The 21,625-nt window shown below is 72.4% G+C and carries 24 protein-coding genes; 9 read left to right on the top strand and 15 right to left on the bottom strand.

Annotated features, from left to right (window positions below):
- Window position 1 precedes the first annotated feature (1 nt).
- The 6 genes from QZL85_RS07865 to QZL85_RS07890 all read right to left on the bottom strand — a co-directional run bounded on the left by QZL85_RS07865 (window position 2) and on the right by QZL85_RS07890 (window position 4,114).
- Window positions 2-460 carry a hypothetical protein gene (locus QZL85_RS07865; RefSeq protein WP_295575770.1) on the bottom strand — a complete coding sequence of 153 codons (459 nt, stop codon included), beginning with the start codon at window positions 458-460 and terminating at the stop codon, window positions 2-4.
- A gap of 75 nt (window positions 461-535) precedes the next feature.
- Entirely contained in the window at window positions 536-1,339 is an 804-nt protein-coding gene (locus tag QZL85_RS07870; protein WP_295575773.1) for a uroporphyrinogen-III synthase, read from the bottom strand.
- A gap of 172 nt (window positions 1,340-1,511) precedes the next feature.
- Complete coding sequence (locus QZL85_RS07875) at window positions 1,512-1,781, bottom strand: hypothetical protein (protein ID WP_295575774.1); 270 nt, start codon at window positions 1,779-1,781, stop codon at window positions 1,512-1,514.
- Window positions 1,771-2,181 (bottom strand): phage holin family protein, encoded by a 411-nt coding sequence (locus QZL85_RS07880; protein ID WP_295575777.1) that lies wholly within the window; start codon window positions 2,179-2,181, stop codon window positions 1,771-1,773. The genes QZL85_RS07875 and QZL85_RS07880 overlap by 11 nt, the downstream gene beginning before the upstream one ends.
- 1 nt (window position 2,182) lies before the next feature.
- Window positions 2,183-2,554 carry a hypothetical protein gene (locus tag QZL85_RS07885; protein ID WP_295575780.1) on the bottom strand — a complete coding sequence of 124 codons (372 nt, stop codon included), beginning with the start codon at window positions 2,552-2,554 and terminating at the stop codon, window positions 2,183-2,185.
- Between the two features lie 93 nt (window positions 2,555-2,647).
- Entirely contained in the window at window positions 2,648-4,114 is a 1,467-nt protein-coding gene (locus QZL85_RS07890) for an NAD(P)/FAD-dependent oxidoreductase (protein ID WP_295575781.1), read from the bottom strand.
- A gap of 44 nt (window positions 4,115-4,158) precedes the next feature.
- Here QZL85_RS07890 and QZL85_RS07895 point away from each other — a divergent pair, with 44 nt between their 5' ends.
- Genes QZL85_RS07895 through QZL85_RS07905 form a run of 3 tightly spaced genes read left to right on the top strand, consistent with a single transcriptional unit; the run spans window position 4,159 to window position 5,631 of the window.
- A complete protein-coding gene (locus tag QZL85_RS07895) occupies window positions 4,159-4,731 on the top strand; it encodes an HhH-GPD-type base excision DNA repair protein (protein ID WP_295575783.1) in 573 nt (190 codons plus the stop codon).
- Entirely contained in the window at window positions 4,731-5,159 is a 429-nt protein-coding gene (locus QZL85_RS07900; RefSeq protein WP_295575784.1) for a DUF1801 domain-containing protein, read from the top strand. The genes QZL85_RS07895 and QZL85_RS07900 overlap by 1 nt, the downstream gene beginning before the upstream one ends.
- A gap of 49 nt (window positions 5,160-5,208) precedes the next feature.
- Window positions 5,209-5,631, top strand: a complete 423-nt coding sequence (locus QZL85_RS07905; RefSeq protein WP_295575786.1) for a DUF1801 domain-containing protein — start codon at window positions 5,209-5,211, stop codon at window positions 5,629-5,631.
- A 30-nt stretch (window positions 5,632-5,661) separates the two neighbouring features.
- Here QZL85_RS07905 and QZL85_RS07910 read toward each other — a convergent pair whose 3' ends face one another.
- Entirely contained in the window at window positions 5,662-7,050 is a 1,389-nt protein-coding gene (locus QZL85_RS07910; protein ID WP_295575787.1) for a glycine--tRNA ligase, read from the bottom strand.
- A gap of 122 nt (window positions 7,051-7,172) precedes the next feature.
- A complete protein-coding gene (locus tag QZL85_RS07915; RefSeq protein ID WP_295575788.1) occupies window positions 7,173-7,547 on the bottom strand; it encodes a DUF4870 domain-containing protein in 375 nt (124 codons plus the stop codon).
- 85 nt (window positions 7,548-7,632) lie between these two features.
- Here QZL85_RS07915 and QZL85_RS07920 point away from each other — a divergent pair, with 85 nt between their 5' ends.
- A complete protein-coding gene (locus tag QZL85_RS07920; protein WP_295575791.1) occupies window positions 7,633-8,727 on the top strand; it encodes a bifunctional 2-polyprenyl-6-hydroxyphenol methylase/3-demethylubiquinol 3-O-methyltransferase UbiG in 1,095 nt (364 codons plus the stop codon).
- Between the two features lie 85 nt (window positions 8,728-8,812).
- Complete coding sequence (locus tag QZL85_RS07925; protein ID WP_295575793.1) at window positions 8,813-10,273, top strand: flotillin family protein; 1,461 nt, start codon at window positions 8,813-8,815, stop codon at window positions 10,271-10,273.
- 56 nt (window positions 10,274-10,329) lie between these two features.
- On the opposite strand, the gene QZL85_RS07930 is transcribed toward QZL85_RS07925, so the two are convergent.
- Together QZL85_RS07930 and menC are read right to left on the bottom strand one after the other, a co-directional pair.
- Window positions 10,330-11,184, bottom strand: coding sequence for a hypothetical protein (locus tag QZL85_RS07930; protein WP_295575795.1), 855 nt, complete (start codon window positions 11,182-11,184; stop codon window positions 10,330-10,332).
- A 19-nt stretch (window positions 11,185-11,203) separates the two neighbouring features.
- On the bottom strand, window positions 11,204-12,337 hold the full coding sequence (menC, locus tag QZL85_RS07935) for an o-succinylbenzoate synthase (RefSeq protein WP_295575798.1): 1,134 nt from the start codon (window positions 12,335-12,337) through the stop codon (window positions 11,204-11,206).
- Between the two features lie 37 nt (window positions 12,338-12,374).
- Between menC and QZL85_RS07940 the strand changes: the two genes are divergently transcribed.
- Window positions 12,375-12,866, top strand: coding sequence for a YcxB family protein (locus QZL85_RS07940; protein WP_295575800.1), 492 nt, complete (start codon window positions 12,375-12,377; stop codon window positions 12,864-12,866).
- On the opposite strand, the gene QZL85_RS07945 is transcribed toward QZL85_RS07940, so the two are convergent.
- Window positions 12,850-13,008, bottom strand: a complete 159-nt coding sequence (locus tag QZL85_RS07945) for a hypothetical protein (protein WP_295575802.1) — start codon at window positions 13,006-13,008, stop codon at window positions 12,850-12,852. The genes QZL85_RS07940 and QZL85_RS07945 overlap by 17 nt on opposite strands.
- A 126-nt stretch (window positions 13,009-13,134) precedes the next feature.
- Between QZL85_RS07945 and QZL85_RS07950 the strand changes: the two genes are divergently transcribed.
- Window positions 13,135-13,512: a hypothetical protein gene (locus tag QZL85_RS07950; protein WP_295575805.1), complete on the top strand. Its 378-nt coding sequence runs from the start codon at window positions 13,135-13,137 to the stop codon at window positions 13,510-13,512.
- 7 nt (window positions 13,513-13,519) lie between these two features.
- Here the strand turns inward: QZL85_RS07950 and QZL85_RS07955 are convergent, their stop codons facing one another.
- Window positions 13,520-14,239, bottom strand: a complete 720-nt coding sequence (locus QZL85_RS07955) for a GNAT family N-acetyltransferase (RefSeq protein ID WP_295575808.1) — start codon at window positions 14,237-14,239, stop codon at window positions 13,520-13,522.
- Window positions 14,240-14,371: 132 nt separating this feature from the next.
- On the opposite strand from QZL85_RS07955, the gene QZL85_RS07960 reads away from it, so the two are divergent.
- Complete coding sequence (locus tag QZL85_RS07960) at window positions 14,372-15,811, top strand: MFS transporter (protein ID WP_295575811.1); 1,440 nt, start codon at window positions 14,372-14,374, stop codon at window positions 15,809-15,811.
- 74 nt (window positions 15,812-15,885) lie between these two features.
- Window positions 15,886-16,764 carry a formyltetrahydrofolate deformylase gene (gene purU, locus QZL85_RS07965; protein WP_295575814.1) on the top strand — a complete coding sequence of 293 codons (879 nt, stop codon included), beginning with the start codon at window positions 15,886-15,888 and terminating at the stop codon, window positions 16,762-16,764.
- A 42-nt stretch (window positions 16,765-16,806) separates the two neighbouring features.
- On the opposite strand, the gene QZL85_RS07970 is transcribed toward purU, so the two are convergent.
- From QZL85_RS07970 to QZL85_RS07980, 3 genes are read right to left on the bottom strand one after another with little or no spacing between them, the layout of a single operon-like run.
- Complete coding sequence (locus QZL85_RS07970; protein ID WP_295575815.1) at window positions 16,807-17,724, bottom strand: serine hydrolase; 918 nt, start codon at window positions 17,722-17,724, stop codon at window positions 16,807-16,809.
- A gap of 49 nt (window positions 17,725-17,773) precedes the next feature.
- Window positions 17,774-19,753, bottom strand: a complete 1,980-nt coding sequence (locus tag QZL85_RS07975; protein ID WP_295575818.1) for a M13 family metallopeptidase — start codon at window positions 19,751-19,753, stop codon at window positions 17,774-17,776.
- A gap of 19 nt (window positions 19,754-19,772) precedes the next feature.
- Window positions 19,773-21,566: a lipase family protein gene (locus QZL85_RS07980; protein WP_295575821.1), complete on the bottom strand. Its 1,794-nt coding sequence runs from the start codon at window positions 21,564-21,566 to the stop codon at window positions 19,773-19,775.
- Window positions 21,567-21,625: the final 59 nt, after the last annotated feature.

Below are 21,625 nucleotides of genomic sequence, written 5' to 3' on the forward strand. Positions count from 1 at the left end.
CTCAGGCGGTCGCGGGCGCCGGCCGCCGCGCGCGCGTCGGCTTCGGCCGCGGCGCGGTCGTGGGGATCGCGCCGGTGGCGAGCTCGACGACATCCGTCGGCTCGGAGTCGGTCTCGAGCTGCAGCGCCTGCACGAGGGCGAGCGCGTGGCGCGTCGTCAGGACGAGGCGCTGGAACTCGGATTCCCCCTCGATGTCGATGACGACCGCGGGCCGGTGCCCGCGCACCACCACGAAGTCCGACGCCCCGGCCGCCCGCCAGGTGCCCATCGCGACGACGCCCCGCAGGTGGGTGCCGGGGCTCGCGACGCCGCGGAGCCATGTCCAGGCGTCGTCGGTCAGCTGGACCTTCTGGATCTGCGTGCGCGCCACCTTCACACTGCCGCGGTGGAAGGCCAGCGCCCGCTCCGCGGCGGAGAGCACGACTTCCAGCTGCGTCGAGTCGAGCAGGAGAGTCACCATGCCCTCAGTCTGCCAGCGCGGGGCGGCCTGTGTGCTTACGGAGCGGCAACGATCCGGAGGGTGTCCGACTGCGGATCAGAGGCTGAACTCGTCCGTGGCGTGCGGGAGCGGGAAGCGGGAGACGGCGGCGATCAGTCCGCCGACCGTCTGCTCGCGCGCGATGACATGGATGCCGAGGCCCACCTTGCGGGCGTCCTTCGCGGTCCGCGGACCGATCGCCGCGATGACGGTGTCGGCCGGGATGTCGGGGAACTGCTCGCGCACCTGCTCGGCGACGGAACCGCTCGTGATGAGGATGGCGTTGATCCGCCCGGTCTGCACGTCGTGCGCGATGCGCTCGGTGACCGGCACGCCCACGGTGCGGTACGCGATCACGCTGCGGACGTCGTGGCCTGCGGCGCCCAGACGTCGCGTGAGCACCGGTTTGGCGATCTCGCTGCGGAGGGTCAGGATGCGGCGCGGTTCGGGTTCGAGGCCGATCAGCTGCGCCGCCATCCCGGCGGCGGAGTTGTCCTCGTCGGGCACGAGGTCCACGCGGTAGCCGACGGCGCTGAGCGCTGCGGCGGTCGTCTCGCCCACCGCGGCGACGCGGGTCGTGACGGGGATGACCGCGCGGTAGGCGTACAGCACATCGACCGTGGTCGCGCTCGTGATGGTGACCCAGTCGAACTCGCCGGCGGCGAGGTCGGCCAGGGCTTTCTCGAGCGTTGCCTGGTCGGTCGACGGAGCGAAGTTGATGAGCGGCGCGATCACGGGGACGGCGCCCTGCGCGCGGAGCGTCGCGGCGACGCTGTCGCCCCACGGTCCGCCGCGCGGGACGAGCACACGCCAGCCCTTGAGGGGCTTCGCGGCCGTGGCGGCCTGTGGCTGTGTGTTCATGCTCGACTCTCGTGGTGCTTCGCCGGACGCCCGTTCGAGCGACCGACAGCGCGACCGGGCGGGGACGGACGTCCATGCGCTCGGGATCGCATCGTCGGCAGCATCTGCCTCATCGCCACTGCCTGCGGTTCGAGCATACCCCGCACCCGTCAGCCGGGTTCTGCACCCCAGGTCAGCGCGTGTAAAGGCGGACGATCCCCCACACCGCGGCGCCCACGACGGCGGCCACGCCGACGACCGCCGCAGCGGCGCCGGTGGGGTTGCGGCGGGCGAAGCGCCGCACGGCCACGACCTGCTCGTCGACGACCTCGCCGATCCGCTTGGGGATGTTGGCCTTCTCCTCGATGGCGAACAGGGCGGCCTTCAACTCGGCACGCGCGCGCTCCACGGGGTCGGCGATGCCGAGGGCCACGGCTGTGCGGGGAACGATCTCAGAACTCATCGGTCACGTCCTTCACGATCCGCGCGTCGGCCTTGATCGACTTCGCGGGACTGTCGGTGCGGGTCAGCTTCTTGATGCGCAGGATGCCGAGCAGCGCGAACACGATCGCGATCACCAGCAGGAGGACGAGCACGATCAGCGCGGCGAGCCATGCGGGGATCCAGGATGCGAGCCCGATGATCGTGAACGCCCCGAGGGTCGGGATCGCCCAGAACAGGAAGAACAGGGCGATGATGAACCACACCCCGCCCATCCCGGCATCCTTGCCGACGCTCTTGAGCCACTTCTTCGCGGAGTCGATCTCCGCCGTGATGAGGTTGCGCACCAGCTCCGGCACTTCACCCAGGAGGGCGAAGAGGCTGTCGTCGGAGCGGTCGCGGAATCCGCGCGGGGTGCTCATCTCAACTATCCGCGGCCTTCGCCACCTTCGCGGCGGCCTCCTTGGCCTCGGCGGCGGTCATCTCGCCGGCACGGACGACGTCATCGGCGGATTCCTTGCCGGCGCGGATGGCCGCATCCAGCCGGTCACCGGCGCTGCCGCCCTTCGTGGCGGCCTTGCCCATCTTCACGGCCCCGTCCCACAGTGCGCTGGGCACCGCCAGGGCGGCGGACTTGCCGAGCTCCTTCGCCTTGTCGACCTGCTTCTGGACCTGCGGGGTGTCCCACACCTTCTGCACGCCGTCCTTGATCTGCTCGTAACGCTCACGCCCGGCCCGAGACCCGAGCACGTAGCCCGCGGTCAATCCGATGACGATCCCGATCTTGCCCCTCATGGGGTTCTCCTCATGGTCGTTGCCGATGGTGCTGGTGACACCAGGGTAGCCCTGTATGCCTGCTCCGGCATCCGGGGGTTGCCAAGGGCCTCGTCAGTGCGTACTGTGCCCGAGCGGCGTTCCCCAGAGCGCGTGGGCGCGCACCCGATCGGCCTCCGCGACGGCGTCCTCGGCGACCTGCGCGGGGTCGCCGCCGCTGAGCCACCCGCCCACGACGGCGAGGCCGACGGCGTGCACGCTGCGGCGGATCGCAACCGTCGTCGCAGCGTGATCGATGGCGGCGGCCGGCGACGGGGGGACCCACCGCACGCGGTGCGCGCCGCGCAGCTCCGCGCGGGTCAGCGGCGCGCCGGTCACGGTCGATGCGGCCCTGAGCGCGCGATCCACGGGGTCGCTGTCACCCCCGTCCGCGGGCAGCGTGACGCGGAGCAGGCGGACGGTCGGGCCGAGCGCCTCGGCCAGCCACGGCCACTCGGCGGTGGCATCGCGGACGACGGTTCCCTCCAGGACGGCCGCGGCGATCCCCTGCGGTGCGCCGAGGGCGGTCGCGTCGACGAGCAGCGCGAGGTCGTCTCGTCCCGGCGTCGGGGCGTCGGCGGCGGGAAGGTCGACGTGCGGGCGGAGGAGCCGGCGCGCCTCCGCCTCGTCCGTGGCGAGGATCACCGCGTCGGCGCGGAGCTCGTCGGGGGTCTCGATGGCGGGGCTCTCGACCGCGGGCATCTCGCCGTCCGAGCCTGCGGGCGTGCGGGTGTCGCACGCGACGAGCCAGCCGTCCTCGGTGCCCGCGATGGACCGCACGCGCGTGCTGCGCGTGACGGTCACGCCGAGGTCGGCGAGCCGCTCCTGCAGGGCATCCACGAGTCGGGTCATGCCGCCGCGGAGCGCCGCGCGCGGCGTTCCGTCGGGCGTCGACGCGAGCAGCTCCGCGACGGCGCCGCTCAGCGATCCGGCTCGGGTGAGCGCGCCGTTCAGACCGGGGATCGCCGCGTCGATCTCGAGCCGGTCGGGGTCCACCCCGAACCGCGCGCGGACGGCGGGCGCGACCATCCGGTCGACCACTCGATCACCCATCCGCGCGCGCACGAGCGCCCCGAGGCTGCGCGCATGACCGATCGTCAGCGGCGGGCGGAGGCGGTCGAGGTAGGCGCGCCACGCGCCGCGCCAGCCGATGATGCGGCGGACGTCGTCGGCGAACGGGTTGGCGGGGATGCCGACGATGCTCTGCCGCGGGAGGGGCGCGAGCCCCGCCGGGAGACCGGCCACCCAGAGGGCGCCAACCGCCGGTGCGACGATGTCGCCGCTCAGTCCCAGGTCCTCCAGAAGCGCGCGGAACGCTCCCTCGGGTGGGTCGAACGAGTCCGCGCCGACGTCGACGGCGACACCGCCGAGGTCCGCGGCGACGATCCCGCCGCCCACGCGGTCCGCGGCCTCCACGAGCGTCACGCCGATCCCGACCTTGGCGCACTCGAGCGCCGCCACGAGCCCGGCGAGCCCTCCGCCGACGACGACGACGCGCGCGTCGCGCGCACGCGCGACGAGGCCGGAGGCGGGGTCGGTCATGGCATCCATCCTCGCATCCGGCCCGTCGGTGAGAGCATGGAACCATGAGCCTGCACATCACCGGTGATCCCGACGCCGATGCCCTGCTGACCGACGATCCGCTGGCGCTGCTGATCGGGATGCTGCTGGATCAGCAGGTCGCGATGGAGACGGCCTTCGCCGGTCCACTGAAGATCGCACAGCGCATCGGCGGGCTGGATGCCGCGGCGCTCGCCGGGTACGACCCGGAGGCGCTCGCGCAGGTGTTCTCCGAGACGCCCGCCGTGCACCGGTTCCCCGGGTCCATGGCCGGGCGGGTGCAGGCGGTGAGCCAGGCCGTCGTGTCGGAGTGGGGCGGCGACGCCGCCGCCATCTGGACGGCCGGCTCCCCCGACGGGCCCACGGTCCTGAAGCGCCTGAAGGCGCTGCCCGGGTTCGGCGAGCAGAAGGCGAAGATCTTCCTCGCCCTCCTCGGCAAGCAGTACGGCTTCACGGGCGCCGGGTGGCGGGAGGCCGCGGGCGCCTACGGCGACGAGGGCTCGTTCCGCTCGGTCGCCGACATCGTCTCCCCCGAGAGCCTGACGAAGGTGCGCGAGCACAAGCGCGCCGCCAAGGCCGCCGCGAAGGACGGCGCCTGATGGATCGCACCGGCGCGGACGTCGCCGCGCACCTGGCGAAGGTGACCCCCGCCGCGCGCCGGCGCGACGCGGAGGCGCTGGCGGCGCTGATGCGCGAGGTCACCGGCCGCGAGCCCGAACTCTGGGCGGGCGGCATCGTCGGCTTCGGCTCCTGCCACTACCGCTACCCGACCGGCAACGAGGGCGACTCGCCGCTCCTCTCGTTCGCGCCGCGCAAGGTGGCATCCACGATCTACCTTCTCGACGGCGTCGGCGCGCACGCCGACGAACTGGGCGCCCTCGGCCCGCACACGACCGGCGTCGGCTGCCTGTACATCAAGGACGTACCCGCCGTCGACCTCGAGGCGCTGCGCGGCATCCTGCGCGCCTCGCTGGAACGTGTCGAGGCGGGCCCCGAGGGGTTCGCCGAGATCACCGTCACCGGGTGACGGACGCAGGCCCGGTGGGGCCTGCGGCACACGAGGAGCGGAGCACGAGATGAAGAAGACCGGAGGGAGCGTCGGCGCGTTCGTGGCCGGGGTCACTCCCGCCAAACGCCGCCGCGACGCGGAGACCCTGATCGCGCTCCTGAGCGAGATCACGGGACGGGATCCGGAGCTGTGGGGCACGATCATCGGGTTCGGCAGCTGCCACTACCGCTACCCCACCGGGGTCGAGGGGGACATGCCGCTCGCGGCGTTCGCGCCGCGCGCGGCGGCGTCGACGATCTACCTCGACGCGGCGGCCGCCCACGCGGACGAACTCGCGCGTCTCGGCCCGCACACCTCGAGCGTGACGTGCCTGTACATCAAGGACCTCGAGCAGGTCGACGAGGCCGTGCTGCGCGGCATCCTGGAGAGCTCTCTCGCCTACGCCGTCGGCGGGGGCGACGACGACGTCGCGATCACCGTCACCGGCTGACCCGGTGGGGATGCGGCGTCGCCCGCGGCGTCAGGCGCCGCGCAGCCGCTCGCCGAGGTAGGCGGTGAGGCCCGCGAGGGCGACCCGCTCCTGCGCCATCGTGTCGCGGTCACGGACCGTGACGGCGTCGTCCTCGAGGGAATCGAAGTCGATCGTGACGCACAGCGGCGTGCCGATCTCGTCCTGGCGGCGATACCGGCGGCCGATGGCGCCGGCGTCGTCGAAATCGACGTTCCAGCCCTGCGTGCGCAGCGTGTCGGCCACCTCGCGCGCGAGCGGCGAGAGCTTCTCGTTGCGGCTCAGCGGCAGCACGGCCACCTTGACCGGGGCGAGGCGGGGATCGAGCTTCAGCACCGTGCGGGTGTCGGTGCCGCCCTTGGCGTTGGGAACCTCCTCCTCGCGGTACGCGTCGACGAGGAAGGCCATCATGGAGCGGGTCAGGCCGAACGAGGGCTCGATGACGAACGGCACGTACGTCTCGCCGGAGGCCTGGTCGAAGTAGCTGAGCTTGTGCCCGGACGCGTCGATGTGACTCGTCAGGTCGAAGTCGGTGCGGTTGGCGACGCCCATGAGCTCGCCCCACTCCTTGCCGGGGAAGCCGAAGCGGTACTCGAAGTCGATGGTGCCGGCGGAGTAGTGCGCGCGCTCGTCCTCGGGCACGTCGAACTGCCGCATGTTCTCGGGGTCGAGCCCGAGGTCGAGGAACCACTCCCAGCACGCCTGCACCCAGTGCTCGAACCACTCCTGGGCCTCGGCGGGGGGCGTGAAGAACTCGATCTCCATCTGCTCGAACTCCCGCGTGCGGAAGATGAAGTTGCCCGGCGTGATCTCGTTGCGGAACGCCTTGCCGACCTGGCCGATGCCGAACGGCGGCTTCTTCCGTGAGGCCGTGAGGACGTTGGTGAAGTTGACGAAGATGCCCTGCGCCGTCTCCGGGCGGAGGAAGTGCAGGCCGCTCTCGTCGTCGACGACGCCGAGGTAGGTCTTCACGAGGCCGGAGAACGCCTTCGGCTCGGTGTACTGGCCCTTCGTGCCGCAGTTCGGGCACGGGATGTCGGCGAGGCCGTTCTCGGCCGGCCGGCCCTTGCGCGCCTCGAAGTCCTCGATGAGGTTGTCGGCACGGAACCGCTTGTGGCACTGCAGGCACTCCACCAGCGGATCGGTGAAGGTCGCGACGTGGCCGGAGGCCTCCCACACGCGCTTGGGGAGGATGACGGAGGAGTCCAGGCCCACCATGTCGCCGCGGCCGCGGACGAACGTCTGCCACCACTGGCGACGGATGTTCTCCTTGAGCTCCGTGCCGAGGGGGCCGTAGTCCCACGCCGACCGGGATCCGCCGTAGATCTCACCGGCCTGGAACACGAACCCGCGGTGGCGGGCGAGGGCGATGACTTTGTCGAGACGGGACTGCTCGGCCACAGGTGGCTCCAAATGGTCGGTACAAGCGGGCGCGGAACGCGCGGATGCCGGAGGTGCCGGCATCCCTCCAGTCTACTGTCGACCGTTCCGCCGCCCGGCGCCGCGGCCGGCGCCGACGACCCTCAGCGCACGAACGTGATCGTCAGGGGGTAGGTGTACCACTCGCCCTGATTCGCCTTGACCGCCGCGATGATCGCGAGGACGAGCCCGGCGACGGCGACGAGCGGATACAGGAACGCGCCGATCACGACGATCACAAGGATGCCGCTGACGACGTAGGCGATGAGCAGCGTCAGCTGGAAGTTGAGTGCCGTCGCGGTGTGCGCGCGCACGAAGGGCCCCCGGTCGCGCAGCACGAGGTAGCCCACGAGCGGTCCGAGGAAGCTGAAGAAGATCCCGCTGAGGTGCGTGAGGGTCGCCCACATCTTCTCGTCGGCGGGGCTCATCGGCTGCACGGGCGGGGTGCCGCCGTACGGCGGCTGCGGAGGCATCGTCATGCCCCCCAGCGTAGGGCTCGGGCCCTCTGTCGCGGCGCCGTGTCGGGGTCTACGCTGTGGCCCGTCGAATGCGCGGAGGTGGGCCATGGCAGAGGATGCGACCGACGATCCGGAATCCGCCCTTGCGGCGTCGGTCTTCACCCGGATCCTGGGCGGGTACGAGGCGCTGTCGATCTACCTCGGAGACCGGCTGGGGCTGTACACCGCGCTCGCGGACGGGCCGGCGCGCGTCGACCAGCTGGCGGCACGCGCGGACGTGCATCCGCGCTACGCGCGGGAGTGGCTCGAGCAGCAGGCCGTGGCCGGGCTCGTCACGGTGCAGGAGGAGGACGGCGAACGCGCGTTCAGCCTGTCCCCCGCGCAGCGCTCGGTGCTGGCGGACCCGTCGTCCCTCGCCTACTCCGCTCCCTTCGCGCGACTGCTGCGGGCGGCCGCCGCCCGCACGCCGGAGCTCCTCGCTGCGTACCGCGACGGCACGGGCGTCTCCTGGGATCAGTTCGGCCCCGACGCGCGCGACGCGCAGGGCGACGCGAACCGCCCCTGGTTCGAGGAGCGGCTCGCCCCCGCCCTGTCCGGCGTGCCCCGGCTCGCCGGCATCCTCACTCGCCCGGACGCCCGGGTCCTCGACGTCGGCTGCGGACACGGATGGTCGAGCATCGCGCTCGCCCGCGCGTATCCGGCGGCGCATGTCGAGGGGATCGATGTCGACGCGCCGTCCATCGATGCCGCGCGGCGGCACGCCGCCGGCATCCCGGGGCTGTCCTTCGCACTGCTGGCCGGCGAGAGCCTGAGCGCGGGGCGCGAGGCGACCGCCGACATCGTGTTCGTCTTCGAGGCGCTGCACGACATGCCGGACCCGGTCGCGGTCCTGCGGTCGATCCGCACCGCGCTGCGTCCGGGCGGCGTCCTGGTCGTGATGGACGAAGCCGTCGCCGACGCGTTCGCGGCCGACGGGGACGAGGTCGAACGGATCATGTACGGCTACAGCCTGCTGATCTGCCTGCCCGACTCGATGTCCACGCCCGACTCGGTCGCGACCGGGACCGTCATGCGCCGCTCCACGCTGGAGGGCTATGCGCGGGCGGCGGGCTACACCACCGTGTCGGTGCTGCCGATCGAGGACTTCGGGGGCGTTCCGGTTCTACCTGCTCGAACCCTGACGGATCGAGACTGCCGCTGACGCGCCGCGGCACGCTACGTTCGAAGCAGGCCCTGCGCAGGCCCACGATCCTGCGCGACATCTGCCCAGACACGAATGGAGTGCCGTGGACATCCTCGCAGCCGGAGGCGTCGCCGTGATCGTCGGGATCACCGTCGTCGTCATCGCCGTCATCCTCGTCTTCACCCTCATCATGGTGCGCGCCTGGTACAAGGTCGCCAAGGCCGACCAGGCGCTCGTCATCGTCGGCAAGACGCAGAAGGGCGTAGGCGGGGAGTCCTCCCGCATCTCGATCATCACCGGCGGCGGCGCCCTCGTGAATCCGCTGACGCAGCGCGCGGAGATGATCTCGCTGCGTGCCCGCCAGATCAAGATGGAGCCCACCGCGCAGTCGTCCACGGGTGTCACGGTCAACGTCAGCGGCGTCGCGCTCGTGAAGATCGGCTCCGACCCGGAGCTCGTCCGTCGCGCGGCCGAGCGCTTCCTCTCCCAGGACGGCGCGATCGAGCAGTTCACGACCGAGCAGCTCGAGGGCGCGCTGCGCGGCGTCGTGGCGACCCTCACGGTCGAGCAGCTGATGAACGACCGGCAGAAGCTGTCGGACCAGATCGCCGAGGGCATCAAGAGCGACCTGCTGTCGCAGGGGCTCATCCTGGATTCGTTCCAGATCCAGGGCGTGACCGACAAGAACGGGTACATCGACGCGCTCGGCGCGAGCGAGGTCGAGCGCGTCCGCCGCGACGCCGAGGTGGCACGCATCAACGCGGCCCGCGAGGTGCGCGCCCGTCAGATCGCGACCGACGAGGCGAACCTCATCGAGCAGACCGCGTTCGACAAGAACCAGGCGGGCGCCGCCGCCGAGGTCGGGCGCGCCCGCGCCGAGGCCGATCAGGCCGAAGCGCTCGAGCGCGCGGTGCGCGAGCAGGCGGTGCTCCTGCAGGCGGCCGAGAACAAGCAGGCCGAGCTCGACGCCGACATCAAGAAGGTCGCCGACGCCGACCTGTACCAGCGCCAGCGCTCCGCCGACGCCGACGCGTACGGACAGGTCAAGGCCGCCGAGGCGCGCGCTCAGATCGCGGCGCAGGAGGCCGAGGCCACGCGCCTGCGCGCGCAGGCCGAGGCGGATGCCGTGCGGCTTGCCGGTGAGGCGAGGGCCGGCGCCATCGAGGCCGAGGCCGAGGCGCTCTCGCGCAACCAGGAGGCCCTGCTCGCGCAGCGCGCCCTGGAGGCGCTCGTGCCGATGATGACGCAGTTCGCCCGCGGCTTCGACAAGGTCGGCTCCATCACGGTGCTCGGCGGCGAGGGCGCTTCGAGCCACATCGCGGCCGAGTCGGCGACCGGCATGCGCGCGACCTTCGACGCCGTCGAGGCGGCGACGGGCATCGACCTGCGGCAGATCATCCAGGGTCAGGCGACCGGGCGCGGCGTCGCGCAGGGCATCCGCCAGGAGGCCGCCGTGCTCCCCGCGGAGACCGCGGCGGATGCGGCACCGGCCGGCGATCCCGTCGCGCGCGGTGCGGAGATCGGCCGGGCGTTCGCCGCGGAGGAGTCGGCGCCGGCGTCCTGACGCTCAGCCGTCCGCGGCGCCGCTCAGCCGGCGGTCCCGCCGGTCCGCGGCGCCGCTCAGCCCCGGCACCAGGCCGTCACCCAGGTGAGGATGCCGGCTCGCAGCTCCGGTGATGCCGCGAGCTGGATCGTCCCGGCGCGCCCGTCGACCTCGACGTCGAGCGTGAACACCGTGCCGCGCTTGTCCTCCTGCACGGCGTGCGGGTCGCACCGGGCCGGGATGATCGGCAGGGCGATCGACTCGGCCGTGGCGCCCACGCGGCGATCGAGCGGGTAGGCGGTGGCCGCGGCATCCCGCTGTCGATACGACAGCAGATTCGTCTCCCGGATGGCGACCAGCCGCACGGCCGCGCCGCCGGCGCGCGGTGCGACCTCGAGCGGGAGCACGGCCGGTTCACCCGGCGGCGAGGGGGCGAACGGTCCGAGCGAGAGGGCGGCGGACGCGGCGACGGACGCGGCGAGGCATTCCCGCGCGTGCAGGTCGGCGAGGAACGGGAAGTCCTCTCGGGCCGCGACCGTCGTGGTCCGCAGCGCGTCGTCGAGGCGGTAGGTCAGCGTCACGGTGACATCCACCGCCGCGGGCGCCGCGCAGGCGGCCGGGGCGAGCTGCACCGGCAGCGCCACCGTGCGGCCCGGGGCGATCGAGGTGGAGCGATCGATCACCTGGTGAGCCGGCTCCGCGAACCGCCGGTCTGCGACGGTGACGCCCTCGACCTCGATGACCGCGTCGGTGTCGTTCTGCACCCGCACCTGCATGCGGCGCTCGGCGACGTCCGAGCGCAGCTGCGTGAGCTCGACGGCGACGCCGGGCGGCAGCCCGTCGGCGGCGTCCGCGGCGGCGCACCCGGTCAGCGCGAGCGCGACCGCCGCGACGGCCGCGAGCCCGCGTCGATGCTTCGCGCGACCTGGCACCCGGCCAGCGTAGATCGGATCAGAGCCGGAGTTCGACTCGTCGCACCGTCGCCTCCGCGAGCGCGGCCTCGTCGATCCCGATGCCGAGCCCCGGCCCGGTCGGCACCCGCACGTGCCCGTCCTCGAGCACGATCGGGTCCGTGACGATGTCGTGCGCGTAGAAGCGGTTCGACGCGGAGACGTCGCCCGGCAGCGTGAAGCCCGGAAGCGCGGCCAGTGCGGCGTTCGCGGCGCGGCCGATCCCGGTCTCCAGCATCCCTCCGCACCACACCGGCACCCCCGCATCCCGGCACAGATCGTGGATGCGGACGGCTTCGAGGTAGCCGCCGACGCGGCCCGCCTTGATGTTGATGACGGACGCCGCCACGAGCGCGAGTGCGTCGCGCGCCGCCTTGAGCGACACGATGGACTCGTCGAGGCACACCGGGGTCGACAGGCGCTTCGCGAGGGTGGCGTGGTCGACGATGTCGTCCTCCTGCAGCGGCTGCTCGATGAGGAGGAGGTCGAACGGGTCGAGCTCGGCGAGCGTGTCGGCGTCGGCGAGCGTGTAGGCGGAGTTCGCGTCGACCTGCAGCGGGATGTCGCCGAATGCGCCCCGCACCGCCGCCGTGTCGGCGATGTCGCGGCCCGGTTTGATCTTGATCTTGATCCGCACGTACCCCTCGTCGAGGTACCCGGCGACGGTGTCGACGAGCGCGGCCGGGTCCTGCTGGATGCCGACGCTGACGCCGCTCGGGATGCGGTCCCGCACGGCACCGAGGTGCTCCGCGAGCGAGCGGCTCTCGGCGCGCAGCGCGGCGTCGAGGAGGGCGAGCTCGAGTCCGGCCTTCGCCATCCGGTGCCCGACGAACGGTTCGAGGATGCCGGCGACGTCACCCGGGGCGAAGGTCCGGGCATCCAGGAGCGCGGGCACGAGGAACTGCTCGGCGACGTCCCACGCCCCCTGCGTGTACTCGCTGGAGTAGAGCGGGGCGTGCTGCGTCACGATCTCGCCCCAGCCCTCGCCGTCAGTCGTCCGGGCGCGGACGACGATGACCTCGCGGACGGTCTCGGTGCCGAACGATGTCGTGAACGGTGCGACGAGCGGAAGGTGCAGGACGCGCAGCTCGATGGACTCGAGGGTCACGGCGGCGGCCGGGCGGGCGAGGGGCATGCGGCCAGGCTAGCGGCGGGTTTGTAGGATCGGTGCCGTGCCCACCTCAGCGAACTCGATCGTGGCGGACGCCGGGATGCCGACACGCCTGGCGGCCGCCTACCTCCGGTGGGAGCTCAGCCGGCGCCGCTGGATCGCGGTGTGGGTGATCGGCGCGATCGGCGCCGCGTTCGCGATCTTCGTGGCGGTCACGCTGGGCGACGCCGCCGTGCTGTGGCTCCTGGCGCTCTGGGTCGCGCTGATCGGCGCGATCGTCGGCCTCACCTACCGGATGACCCGCACGTCCGTGCGCCGCGCTCACCCCGCCGGGTCGTCGATCTCGGTGCAGGTCGGCGATGAAGGACTCGCGTACGAGTCGGCGATGGGGCGCGGCGACGTCCGCTTCGCCGCGCTGCGCGCCGTGCACGCGACGCCGGATGCCGTGCTGGTCCGGCTGCACACGAGCCCCGCGGTGGCACTCTTCCCGCGGGCGGTGTTCACCGACGACGACCTCGCGCGGCTGCAGCGCGCGATCACACCCGGGCGCTGAGGCCGGGGACGCGGCTGAGTCTCGGGTCGCGCGGCGGCAGATAGGTCGAGCGGCGGTGCGGGTGGAGCTTGCGGCGCGGTCGGCGTGCCGCGCGGATCCGCGCGACGGCCGAGCGCAGGGCGTTCGCGCAGATGCGCATCATGGTTCTCCTCGGGGCGGGTATGCCTTCAGGAGCGCGCGGGGCGGGTGCTGATACGTCGGCTCGGCGGTCGGGCACGCCGGCGCGCGGGGCTGCGCGGGGAGCGCAGGCCGCGAGTAGCGTGGCGGAGTGATCGAGGACGACTGGACGGTGCACCGCCGCGAGGACGGCGAGGCCGTGGGCTGGATCCGCCCCGACGGCGACGCGTGGACGGCCGTGGATCTGCTCGGCCGGGAGGTCGCGGCATCCGTCGACTGGCTCGAGGCAGAGGCCGCTCTCGACGAGCGCGGAATCCGCTACCTCGCCGACCCCTGGATGCTGGAGGGCGAGGCCGTGGGGCCGCTGCGCGTGCGGATGGTCGAGGTCACGCCGGAGCGGATCGTGGTGAAGCTCGAGGACTTCGGCGACGTGCGCCGGCCCGGGCGGAGGTTCGAGCTGCCGTGGCCGCTGCCGGAGCGACTGCGCGCACCGCGCGACGACGACCCGGACGGATTCACGTTCGGCTGAGCCGGAGTCAGCCGCGCGCGGGCTCCTGCACGAAGAGGTAGCCGGCCTCGTCGCGGAACCCGCCGACGGAGAGGCCGCGTCCGTAGAGGTCGGTGAACTGCTCGCGCACCGTTCGGCGCCACTGCTCGGCATCCGCGGGTCGCTCGCGCCGCATCGTCTCGATGTCGCGCGGGATGGCGACGGAGGCGACGATGTCCTCGTCGGGCGGGTTGCCGGTGCGGGGCGACGCGAGCGACCACGACACGAGCAGGCGGTCGGTCTCATCCCCGCGGTTGAGCGCGTCGGGCATCGAGCCGTAGTGGTCGACGAGGTACTCCGTCACGCGCGCGCCGAGGATCAGCAGGTTGAAGTGCGCGTTGCGCGCCACGAGCGGGTCGAAGGTCCAGGTGATGTGGCCGACGTCGCGGGCGAAGGCCCAGTCGCGCTGGTGCTGCTTGAGCACGCGGCCGAGGCCGCGGGACTGGTACTCCTCGAGCACCCCGGTGATGTGGGAGTGCATGGACCGTTCGGCCGGCGCCGCGAAGAAGCCCGCCGACGCGCCGATCATCCGGTCGCCGTCGTACAGCCCGACGACGTAGTTGCCCGAGTGCGCGAGCGCGCGCAGCAGGTTCGCCGGCATCCCGGCATCCCCGCCCCACACCTCCCCCAGCACGCGGCTCGCCTCGACGATGCTCTCCACCGTGGTGAGGGAGCGGATCTCGATGCCGTCGGGTGCGAAATCGGTCATGCCGCACACGCTACTCCGGCAGGGCCCCCCTCACCGTGTGCCTCCACACCCCACCCGGCGAGCCCATCACGGCTCGCGTAACAGGAGGGGAGGGCGGCCCTGGGGGTGCGAGGGGCGGGATAGCCTGAGGGGATGCCGGGGGACGAGGACGCGAGGAAGCGCCTCACCCGCACCCCGCCGCAGGCCGCGATCGTCGCCGTCCTCGCGATCGCCGGGCTCTGCTCCTCGTTCATGTTCACCCTGGTCGTCCCGATCCAGGCGAAGCTGCCGGAGCTGCTGAACGCCAGCCGGGACGACACCGCCTGGGTCGTGACCTCGACGCTCCTCGCCGCCGCCGTCATCACGCCGATCGCCGGTCGCCTCGGCGACATGTACGGCAAGAAGCGCATCGTCCTCGTGCTGCTGGGACTCCTCGTCCTCGGCTCCGTCATCGCCGCGACGTCGCCGGGGATCGTGGGCGTCATCGTCGGCCGCACGCTGCAGGGCGCCGTCACCGGCGTCGTCCCGCTCGGCATCTCGATCCTCCGCGACGTCCTGCACAAGCGCCACGTCGACGCCGCGATCGCCCTCATCAGCGCGACCCTCGGCGTCGGCGGCGCGCTGGGGCTCCCGATCAGCGCCTTCGTGACCGAGTTCGCGGATTGGCACGTCCTGTTCTGGATGTCCGCAGGTCTGGGCGTCGTCGTGTTCGTGCTGGTGCTGTGGATCGTGCCGGAGAGTGTCCTGCGCACCGCGGGCCGGTTCGACTTCGTCGGCGCGGCGGGCCTCGCCGTCGGCCTCATCGGCCTGCTCCTCGCCGTCTCCCGCGGCAACGAGTGGGGATGGACGTCGCCGGCCGTGCTCCTCTGCGGCCTCGGCGGCGTCGCGGTGCTGCTCGTGTGGGGCTGGTACGAACTGCGCATCGCGGAGCCCCTGCTCGACCTCCGCGTCGCGGCACGGCGCCCCGTGCTGCTGACCAACCTCGCCTCGGTCGCGATGGGGTTCTCGCTGTTCTCCTCGAACGTCTCGTACCCGCAGATGCTCGAGCTGCCGCTTGCGGCCGGCGGCTTCGGGCTCTCACTCGTGGCGGCGAGCCTCATCGTCATGCCCGCGGGCCTCGTGATGATGGTGCTCTCGCCGTTCTCCGGCCGGCTCGCGCGCACCGTCGGGCCCAAGCTCCTGCTCGTGCTGGGCTCCCTCGCGCTCATCCTGTCGTACGGGTTCACGCTGCTGCTCTCCAGCGAGGTGTGGCACCTGCTCGTCGCCAACATCGGCATCGGCGTGGGCATCGGGTTCGGGTACGCCGCCATGCCGATGCTCATCATGAGGTCGGTGCCGCAGAGCGAGACGGGCGCCTCGAACGGCCTCAATGCCCTGTTCCGCTCGCTCGGCACCAGTACGGCCGCCGCCGTCGTCGGCGCGGTGCTCGCGACCTACACGACCGTCCACGACGGGATGCCGGTCCCCTCGCCCACGGCGTTCCAGCTGTCCTTCCTCCTCGGCGGCATCGCCGCGCTCATCGCCTTCGGCGTCGCCCTGGCCATCCCGGCGCAGCGGGCCGCCGAGGAGCAGCATCCGTCGCTGCGCGACTGAGCACCCCCCACGTCGCGGCGCCCGACCCGCGGCTCGTGACAGCGGTCCGTGCGGGACACGGCAGAATCGACTGCATGACCGTGCACAACCCGCAGCTCCTGCCCGCCCACGCGTGCCTCATCGTGCACGGCAAGGACACCCCGGGGATCGTGGCGGCCGTCTCGGCCATGATCACGCGCATCGGCGGCAACATCGTCGCCTTCGACCAGTACTCCGACGACCCGGTCGGCGGCGCGTACTTCCAGCGCGTCGTCTTCCACCGGCCGGACTTCGCGGCCGACCGCCCCGCGATCGAGGCCGAGGTCGGTACGACGCTGGCGCCGTTCGAACTGGAGTGGTCGCTGACCGACCAGTCCGTGCCCAAGCGCATGGCGATCCTCGCCTCCAAGCAGGACCACTGTCTGCTCGATCTGCTGTGGCGCCACCGCCGCGGCGACCTCCCGGTCACGATCCCGATGGTGGTCTCCAACCACACGACGGCCGCGGAGGACGTGCGCTCGTTCGGGGTGCCGTTCTTCCACGTCCCCTCCGCCCCCGGACCGGACAAGTCGGCGTCCGAGGCGGAGATCCTGAAGCTCCTGGTCGGCAACGTCGACTTCGTCGTGCTCGCGCGGTACATGCAGATCCTCTCGGCGGACTTCCTCGAGAAGCTCGGCGTCCCGGTGATCAACATCCACCACTCCTTCCTGCCGGCCTTCATCGGCGCGGAGCCGTACAAGAAGGCGAAGCAGCGGGGCGTGAAGCTCATCGGCGCGACCTCGCACTACGTCACGACCGACCTCGACGAGGGTCCGATCATCGAGCAGGACACCGTGCGGGTGACCCACGCCGATTCGTCCGCCGAGCTCGCCCGCCGGGGCGCGGACGTCGAGCGCCAGGTGCTCTCCCGCGCCGTGCTGTGGCACGCGCAGGACCGCGTCATCCCGCACGGCAACCACACGATCGTCTTCTGACCGGCCGTCCCCGGCCTCGCCGGGCACCGCCCGCGGCGACGCTCAGAACACGTACTCCATGAGGTCGAGCCCGAGGGTGCGGAACGCCTCGTGCGCGCGCAGCCGGTGCGAGATCGACAGATCGTCGAAGCACACGATGAGCGCGTAGGCGACGCCCGCGCGGGGACCGGCGAGCACCCCGGCCTCCGCACGCACCCCGTCGGCACGTCCGGTCTTGTTGATGAACAGCAGGTCGTGGCGGTCGTCGTCGTGCGTGAACGGGTCGAGTCCCGTCGCGGATGCCACGAGCGAGAGGTCGTGGTTGAGGCTCAGCCATTCGGCGACCTGGGCGCTGACCGGCGCCGAGACGACCAGGGAGTTCACGAGCGCCGCGAAGACGGCCGCGAGCTCCCCCGCCGATCCGAGCGCCTCATGCGGGGCGTCGTCGGGACCGCGCTCGTCGCGGAAGCGATCCATGAGCGCCGACCGCGACAGGCCGATCTGCTCCATCCGGGTGCGCACGGCATCCAGCCCCACCCGCTCGAGGAGGGCGTTCGCGGCGAGCGCGTCGCCGGTGGCCGCCGCGAGCACCGCGAGGTCGACGACCGGCAGCGCCGGGGCCTTCAGGTGCTGCCAGATGCCGCCGAGCGCGACAGGTGCCAGCGACGAGCGCTCGATGATCTCGAGCGGCTCGATCGTGCGCGCCTCGAATCCGGCGGCGACCTCGATGAGCAGCGGCACGATCCCGAGCCCGCCGACCGGAAGGACGAGGTGGTCGTCACCTGCGAGCACCGCGGTGCCGCGGTCGAGATCCGTGATGCGGACCGACACCTGGGCGCCCGACGTCGCCAGCGCGTCGAGGGCCTTCAGTGTCGCGTCGAACGAGCGGCGACCGGTCGCCGACCGCCGGGAGCGGCCCCGTCCGGCGCGCTGCGATCCCCGCAGCGCCGCGGTGTCTCGTGAGGGCTCGGCCGTGCTCACGACGTTCCTTCCGGGAAGCGCCTCGCGGCGCGCACAGGTGTGTCGGGTGTCACCAGATGGTGACGCGCTGGTGGGCGTCGAGCCACAGCTCGTCGCCCTCCGTGACGCCGAAGGCCTCGTAGAACTCGTCGACGTTGCGGACGATCTGGTTGCAGCGGAACTCGTTGGGCGAGTGCGGGTCGACGGTGAGGAGCCGGATGGTCTCGGCATCCCGCCCCTTCTGCTGCCAGATCTGACCCCAGCTCAGCAGCAGGCGCTGGATGCCGGTGAATCCGTCGATCACCGGGCCGTCGCCGCTCTCGCCGGTCTCGGCGAGGTGCAGCCGGTAGGCCTTGATCGCGATGCCGAGGCCACCGAGGTCGCCGATGTTCTCGCCGATCGTGAGCGCGCCGTTGACCGTGTGATCCTCGGACAGCCCGCGCGGCACGAGCGCGTTGTACTGCTCGATGAGGGCGGCGGTGCGCTCCTGGAATGCCGCGCGGTCCTCGTCGGTCCACCAGTCGTTGAGCGCGCCGGTGCCGTCGAACGCGCTGCCCTGGTCGTCGAAGCCGTGCCCGACCTCGTGGCCGATGACCGCCCCGATGCCGCCGTAGTTCGCTGCGGCATCCCGGTCCATGTCGAAGAACGGGTACTGCAGGATCGCGGCCGGGAAGACGATCTCGTTCATGAGCGGGTTGTAGTACGCGTTGACCGTCTGCGGCGTCATGTACCACTCGTCGCGGTCGATCGGTCCGCCGAGCTTCGCGAGCTGGCGGTCGTGCTCCCACGCGTTCGCGCGACGGACGTTCCCGATGAGGTCGTCCGCGTCGACTTCGAGGTCGCCGTAGTCCTTCCATTTCACCGGGTAGCCGACCTTCGGGGTGAAGGCCGCGAGCTTCTCGAGCGCCCGCTCGCGCGTCGCGGGCGTCATCCACTCCAGCTCCGAGATCGACTGCCGGTAGGCCTCGATGAGGTTCGCGACGAGCTCGTCCATCTCCTCCTTGGCGCGCGGCGGGAAGTGCCGCTCCACGTAGACCTTGCCGACCGCTTCGCCGAGCGCCGCCTCGACGAGACCGACGCCGCGCTTCCACCGCTCCCGGTTGACGGGGACGCCGGTGAGCTCCGTGCCGTAGAAGGCGAAGTTCGCCTCCACGATGTCGGCGGAGAGGAACGGCGCGGAGGCGCGGATGATGTGCAGCCGCAGCCAGGCCTTCCAGTCGTCGAGCCGTTCCTCGGTCAGCAGCGACCCGAGCCCGGTGAGGTAGCTGGGCTGATTGACGTTGATCTCGGCGAACCCGTCGCGCAGGTCGCCCGCGAGCCCCTCGAGCCACGGGTCGAGGCTCACGCCGGCGAGCTCCTCGACGCCTGCCCACGTCATCAGGTTGTAGGTCGCGACGGCGTCGCGGCTGCGCACGTTGTCCCAGTGGTGCGTCGCGAGCTCGGTCTCCAGCGCCAGGATGCGGTCGGCCTGCGCGTCGGCCTCGGGGAGGCCGGCGAGCTCGAGCATCGTCTTGGCATAGCCGCGGAACGCGGTGCGGGTCGCCTCGAAGTTCTCGAGGCGGTAATAGCTCTCATCGGGCAGGGACAGGCCGCTCTGCAGGAAGAACGCGACGTAGCGCTGCGGGTTGCCGGGGTCCGGCTCGATGTAGGTGGCGATGACGCCGCCGACGCCCTCGCGCTCGATCTCGCCGACCGTCCGCAGCAGCTCCGGGATGCCGGTGATCGCGTCGACGCGCGCGAGCTGCGCGGCGATGGGGTCGGCGCCCTGCGCGTCGGCGCGGGCGGTGTCCATGAAGCTCGCGTACAGGTCGCCGATCTTGCGGGTCTCGGTGCCGGGCTCGGCATCCTGGGACTCCTCGATGATCGTCCGCACGTCCTTCTCCGCCTGCTCGGCGATGAGGTGGAACGACCCCCAGCGGGCCTTGTCCTCCGGGATGTCGGTGCGGTCGAGCCATGCGCCGTTGACGTGGCGGAACAGGTCGTCCTGGGGCCGGATCTGCTCGCTCAGCTCGGCGATCTCGATCCCTGAGCGGGTGGTGTTCTCGGTCATGGATCAAGGATAGGCGTCGCTACCGGTCCGTTCGCGTGCACCCGGGCTCGACCGGCTCCCCCGCGAACCGGTCACGCGTCCAGGCGAGCAGATCGGGGATGGCGGGCGAGTCCGTCGCGACGAGCGACAGGTGGTCGCGGCCCGCGTACCGGCGGTAGTCGGCCTGCTGACCGGCATCGCAGAGACGCGTCACGAACGCATCCTGTCCGGCCGCGGAGATGAGCGTGTCGGCGACGCCCTGTCCGAGCAGCAGCGGCGCCGAGATCGTGGCGGGCGCGATGTTCGCCTCGAGCCGCGCGCGCAGCGCGCCGGAGGTCGGATCGGTCGCGAAGATCTGCGGGTCGCGGGAGAGCCCGAGCGCGGTCAGCACCGAGACGGTGGTGCCGGGATCGGACAGGCAGCGCTGTGCCATCGCGCGGACGGTGACCTCGGCGCCCGGCCGGACGTACTCGCGGAACGTCACGTCCGGGTAGACGCCGGTGTAGCCGGCCACCGCGAACGACGCGAAGATGCTGCCGCCGGTGATGCCGGGCAGGGCGTCGATGAGGCCCGGCGGATCGCCCGCCGGCGCGAGCGCGGCGACCCCGGCGAGCGGGACGTCCGGCGCGTAGTCGCCGGCGACGGCCCCGGTCCACAGCGCTCCGCCGCCGCCCTGCGAGTGACCCCACACGACGGTCTGCGGTCCGAGGTCGGCGGCGGCCAGCTCGCGCGCGGCGCGGACGGCGTCGAGCGACGCATGCGCCGTGGGTTGGCCGACGAGGTAGGGATGCGGACCGACGGTGCCGAGGCCGATGTAATCGGTGGCCACGAGCGCCCAGCCCTGCGCGATGATCTCCGGGAGGACGAACAGCGCACCGGACTCGAACGGCTCAGCCACGAGCGACGGCGCGCACTGCTGCGCGGATCCGGTCGTGCCGTGGTTCCAGTCGATGACGGGCCACCCGCCGCCGCCTGTGGTCGGGACGACGACGAGGCCGCTCGCGACCCGCGGCTCCCCGTCGCCGCCAGTCGTCGTGTAGAGGATGCGCCAGGCGCGCGCACCGTCCGGCACCTCCCTCGTGAAGACCTCGGCGCGGATGAGGCGGCCGGGTTCGTCGGGCACGCTGCGCGGTGCGGCGTAGAAGTCGTCGACGACCGGCGATCCGCCGTGCAGGGCGACGCTGACCGAGGCGGCGGCCACCGAGACCACGACCGCACCGATCGCGACGGCCGCGCGTCCCCACCGGCGCCGAGGGACCGCATCCGCCGCGGCATCCGGGTCGGGGCCGCGGCGGGGGCGCAGCGCACGCCACAGGGCGGCGAGCCCGCCCATCACGAGACGCGCGCCGAAGACGACGGCGACCACCAGCAGGGTGATGTCGGGCCAGGCCAGCGCGACGACGCCGAAGACGATCCCGGCGAGACCGAACGCCGCGTCCGCGACCCGCGCGTCCCAGGAGTGCGCGCGGCGGAAGGCCGCGACGACGCCGAGGACGCCGTTCACGATGAGCGCGAGACCGACGACGACCGCCAGCAGCCGCACGGTCAGCCCCGGCCAGGCCAGGACGAAGATCCCGCCGGCGACCCAGAGGGCGGCGGTCAGCAGACGCCAGCGCGGCCGGTCGGCGTCGTCTCCGCGTGCACCGAGCTCGAGGACGCCCACGACGATCATGCCGAGACCGATCAGCAGCGCGAGGATCCCGATCGCCGCCGTGAGATGCAGGACCAGCACCGCGCCGAAGACGACGGCCGCGACCGCGAGGACGGCGCGCAGCCAGCGCGGCATCCGCCCGACGGCTCTCGCCACGAGCCCGCGCGCCACCGTGTCGGCCATGCCGCCTCCCGCGACCAGGCTAGGGCGTGCGGGCGCCGCCCGCCGACGGCCCCGCCGGC

Source organism: uncultured Microbacterium sp. (assembly GCF_900078385.1).
In the GTDB taxonomy this organism is placed as follows: Bacteria; Actinomycetota; Actinomycetes; order Actinomycetales; family Microbacteriaceae; genus Microbacterium.

Coding starts and splice junctions, on each gene's coding strand:
- QZL85_RS07865 (WP_295575770.1), bottom strand. CDS start 460: ATGGTGACTCTCCTGCTCGACTCGACGCAGCTGGAAGTCGTGCTCTCC.
- QZL85_RS07870 (WP_295575773.1), bottom strand. CDS start 1,339: ATGAACACACAGCCACAGGCCGCCACGGCCGCGAAGCCCCTCAAGGGC.
- QZL85_RS07875 (WP_295575774.1), bottom strand. CDS start 1,781: ATGAGTTCTGAGATCGTTCCCCGCACAGCCGTGGCCCTCGGCATCGCC.
- QZL85_RS07880 (WP_295575777.1), bottom strand. CDS start 2,181: ATGAGCACCCCGCGCGGATTCCGCGACCGCTCCGACGACAGCCTCTTC.
- QZL85_RS07885 (WP_295575780.1), bottom strand. CDS start 2,554: ATGAGGGGCAAGATCGGGATCGTCATCGGATTGACCGCGGGCTACGTG.
- QZL85_RS07890 (WP_295575781.1), bottom strand. CDS start 4,114: ATGACCGACCCCGCCTCCGGCCTCGTCGCGCGTGCGCGCGACGCGCGC.
- QZL85_RS07895 (WP_295575783.1), top strand. CDS start 4,159: ATGAGCCTGCACATCACCGGTGATCCCGACGCCGATGCCCTGCTGACC.
- QZL85_RS07900 (WP_295575784.1), top strand. CDS start 4,731: ATGGATCGCACCGGCGCGGACGTCGCCGCGCACCTGGCGAAGGTGACC.
- QZL85_RS07905 (WP_295575786.1), top strand. CDS start 5,209: ATGAAGAAGACCGGAGGGAGCGTCGGCGCGTTCGTGGCCGGGGTCACT.
- QZL85_RS07915 (WP_295575788.1), bottom strand. CDS start 7,547: ATGACGATGCCTCCGCAGCCGCCGTACGGCGGCACCCCGCCCGTGCAG.
- QZL85_RS07920 (WP_295575791.1), top strand. CDS start 7,633: ATGGCAGAGGATGCGACCGACGATCCGGAATCCGCCCTTGCGGCGTCG.
- menC (WP_295575798.1), bottom strand. CDS start 12,337: ATGCCCCTCGCCCGCCCGGCCGCCGCCGTGACCCTCGAGTCCATCGAG.
- QZL85_RS07945 (WP_295575802.1), bottom strand. CDS start 13,008: ATGATGCGCATCTGCGCGAACGCCCTGCGCTCGGCCGTCGCGCGGATC.
- QZL85_RS07955 (WP_295575808.1), bottom strand. CDS start 14,239: ATGACCGATTTCGCACCCGACGGCATCGAGATCCGCTCCCTCACCACG.
- QZL85_RS07960 (WP_295575811.1), top strand. CDS start 14,372: ATGCCGGGGGACGAGGACGCGAGGAAGCGCCTCACCCGCACCCCGCCG.
- purU (WP_295575814.1), top strand. CDS start 15,886: ATGACCGTGCACAACCCGCAGCTCCTGCCCGCCCACGCGTGCCTCATC.
- QZL85_RS07975 (WP_295575818.1), bottom strand. CDS start 19,753: ATGACCGAGAACACCACCCGCTCAGGGATCGAGATCGCCGAGCTGAGC.
- QZL85_RS07980 (WP_295575821.1), bottom strand. CDS start 21,566: ATGGCCGACACGGTGGCGCGCGGGCTCGTGGCGAGAGCCGTCGGGCGG.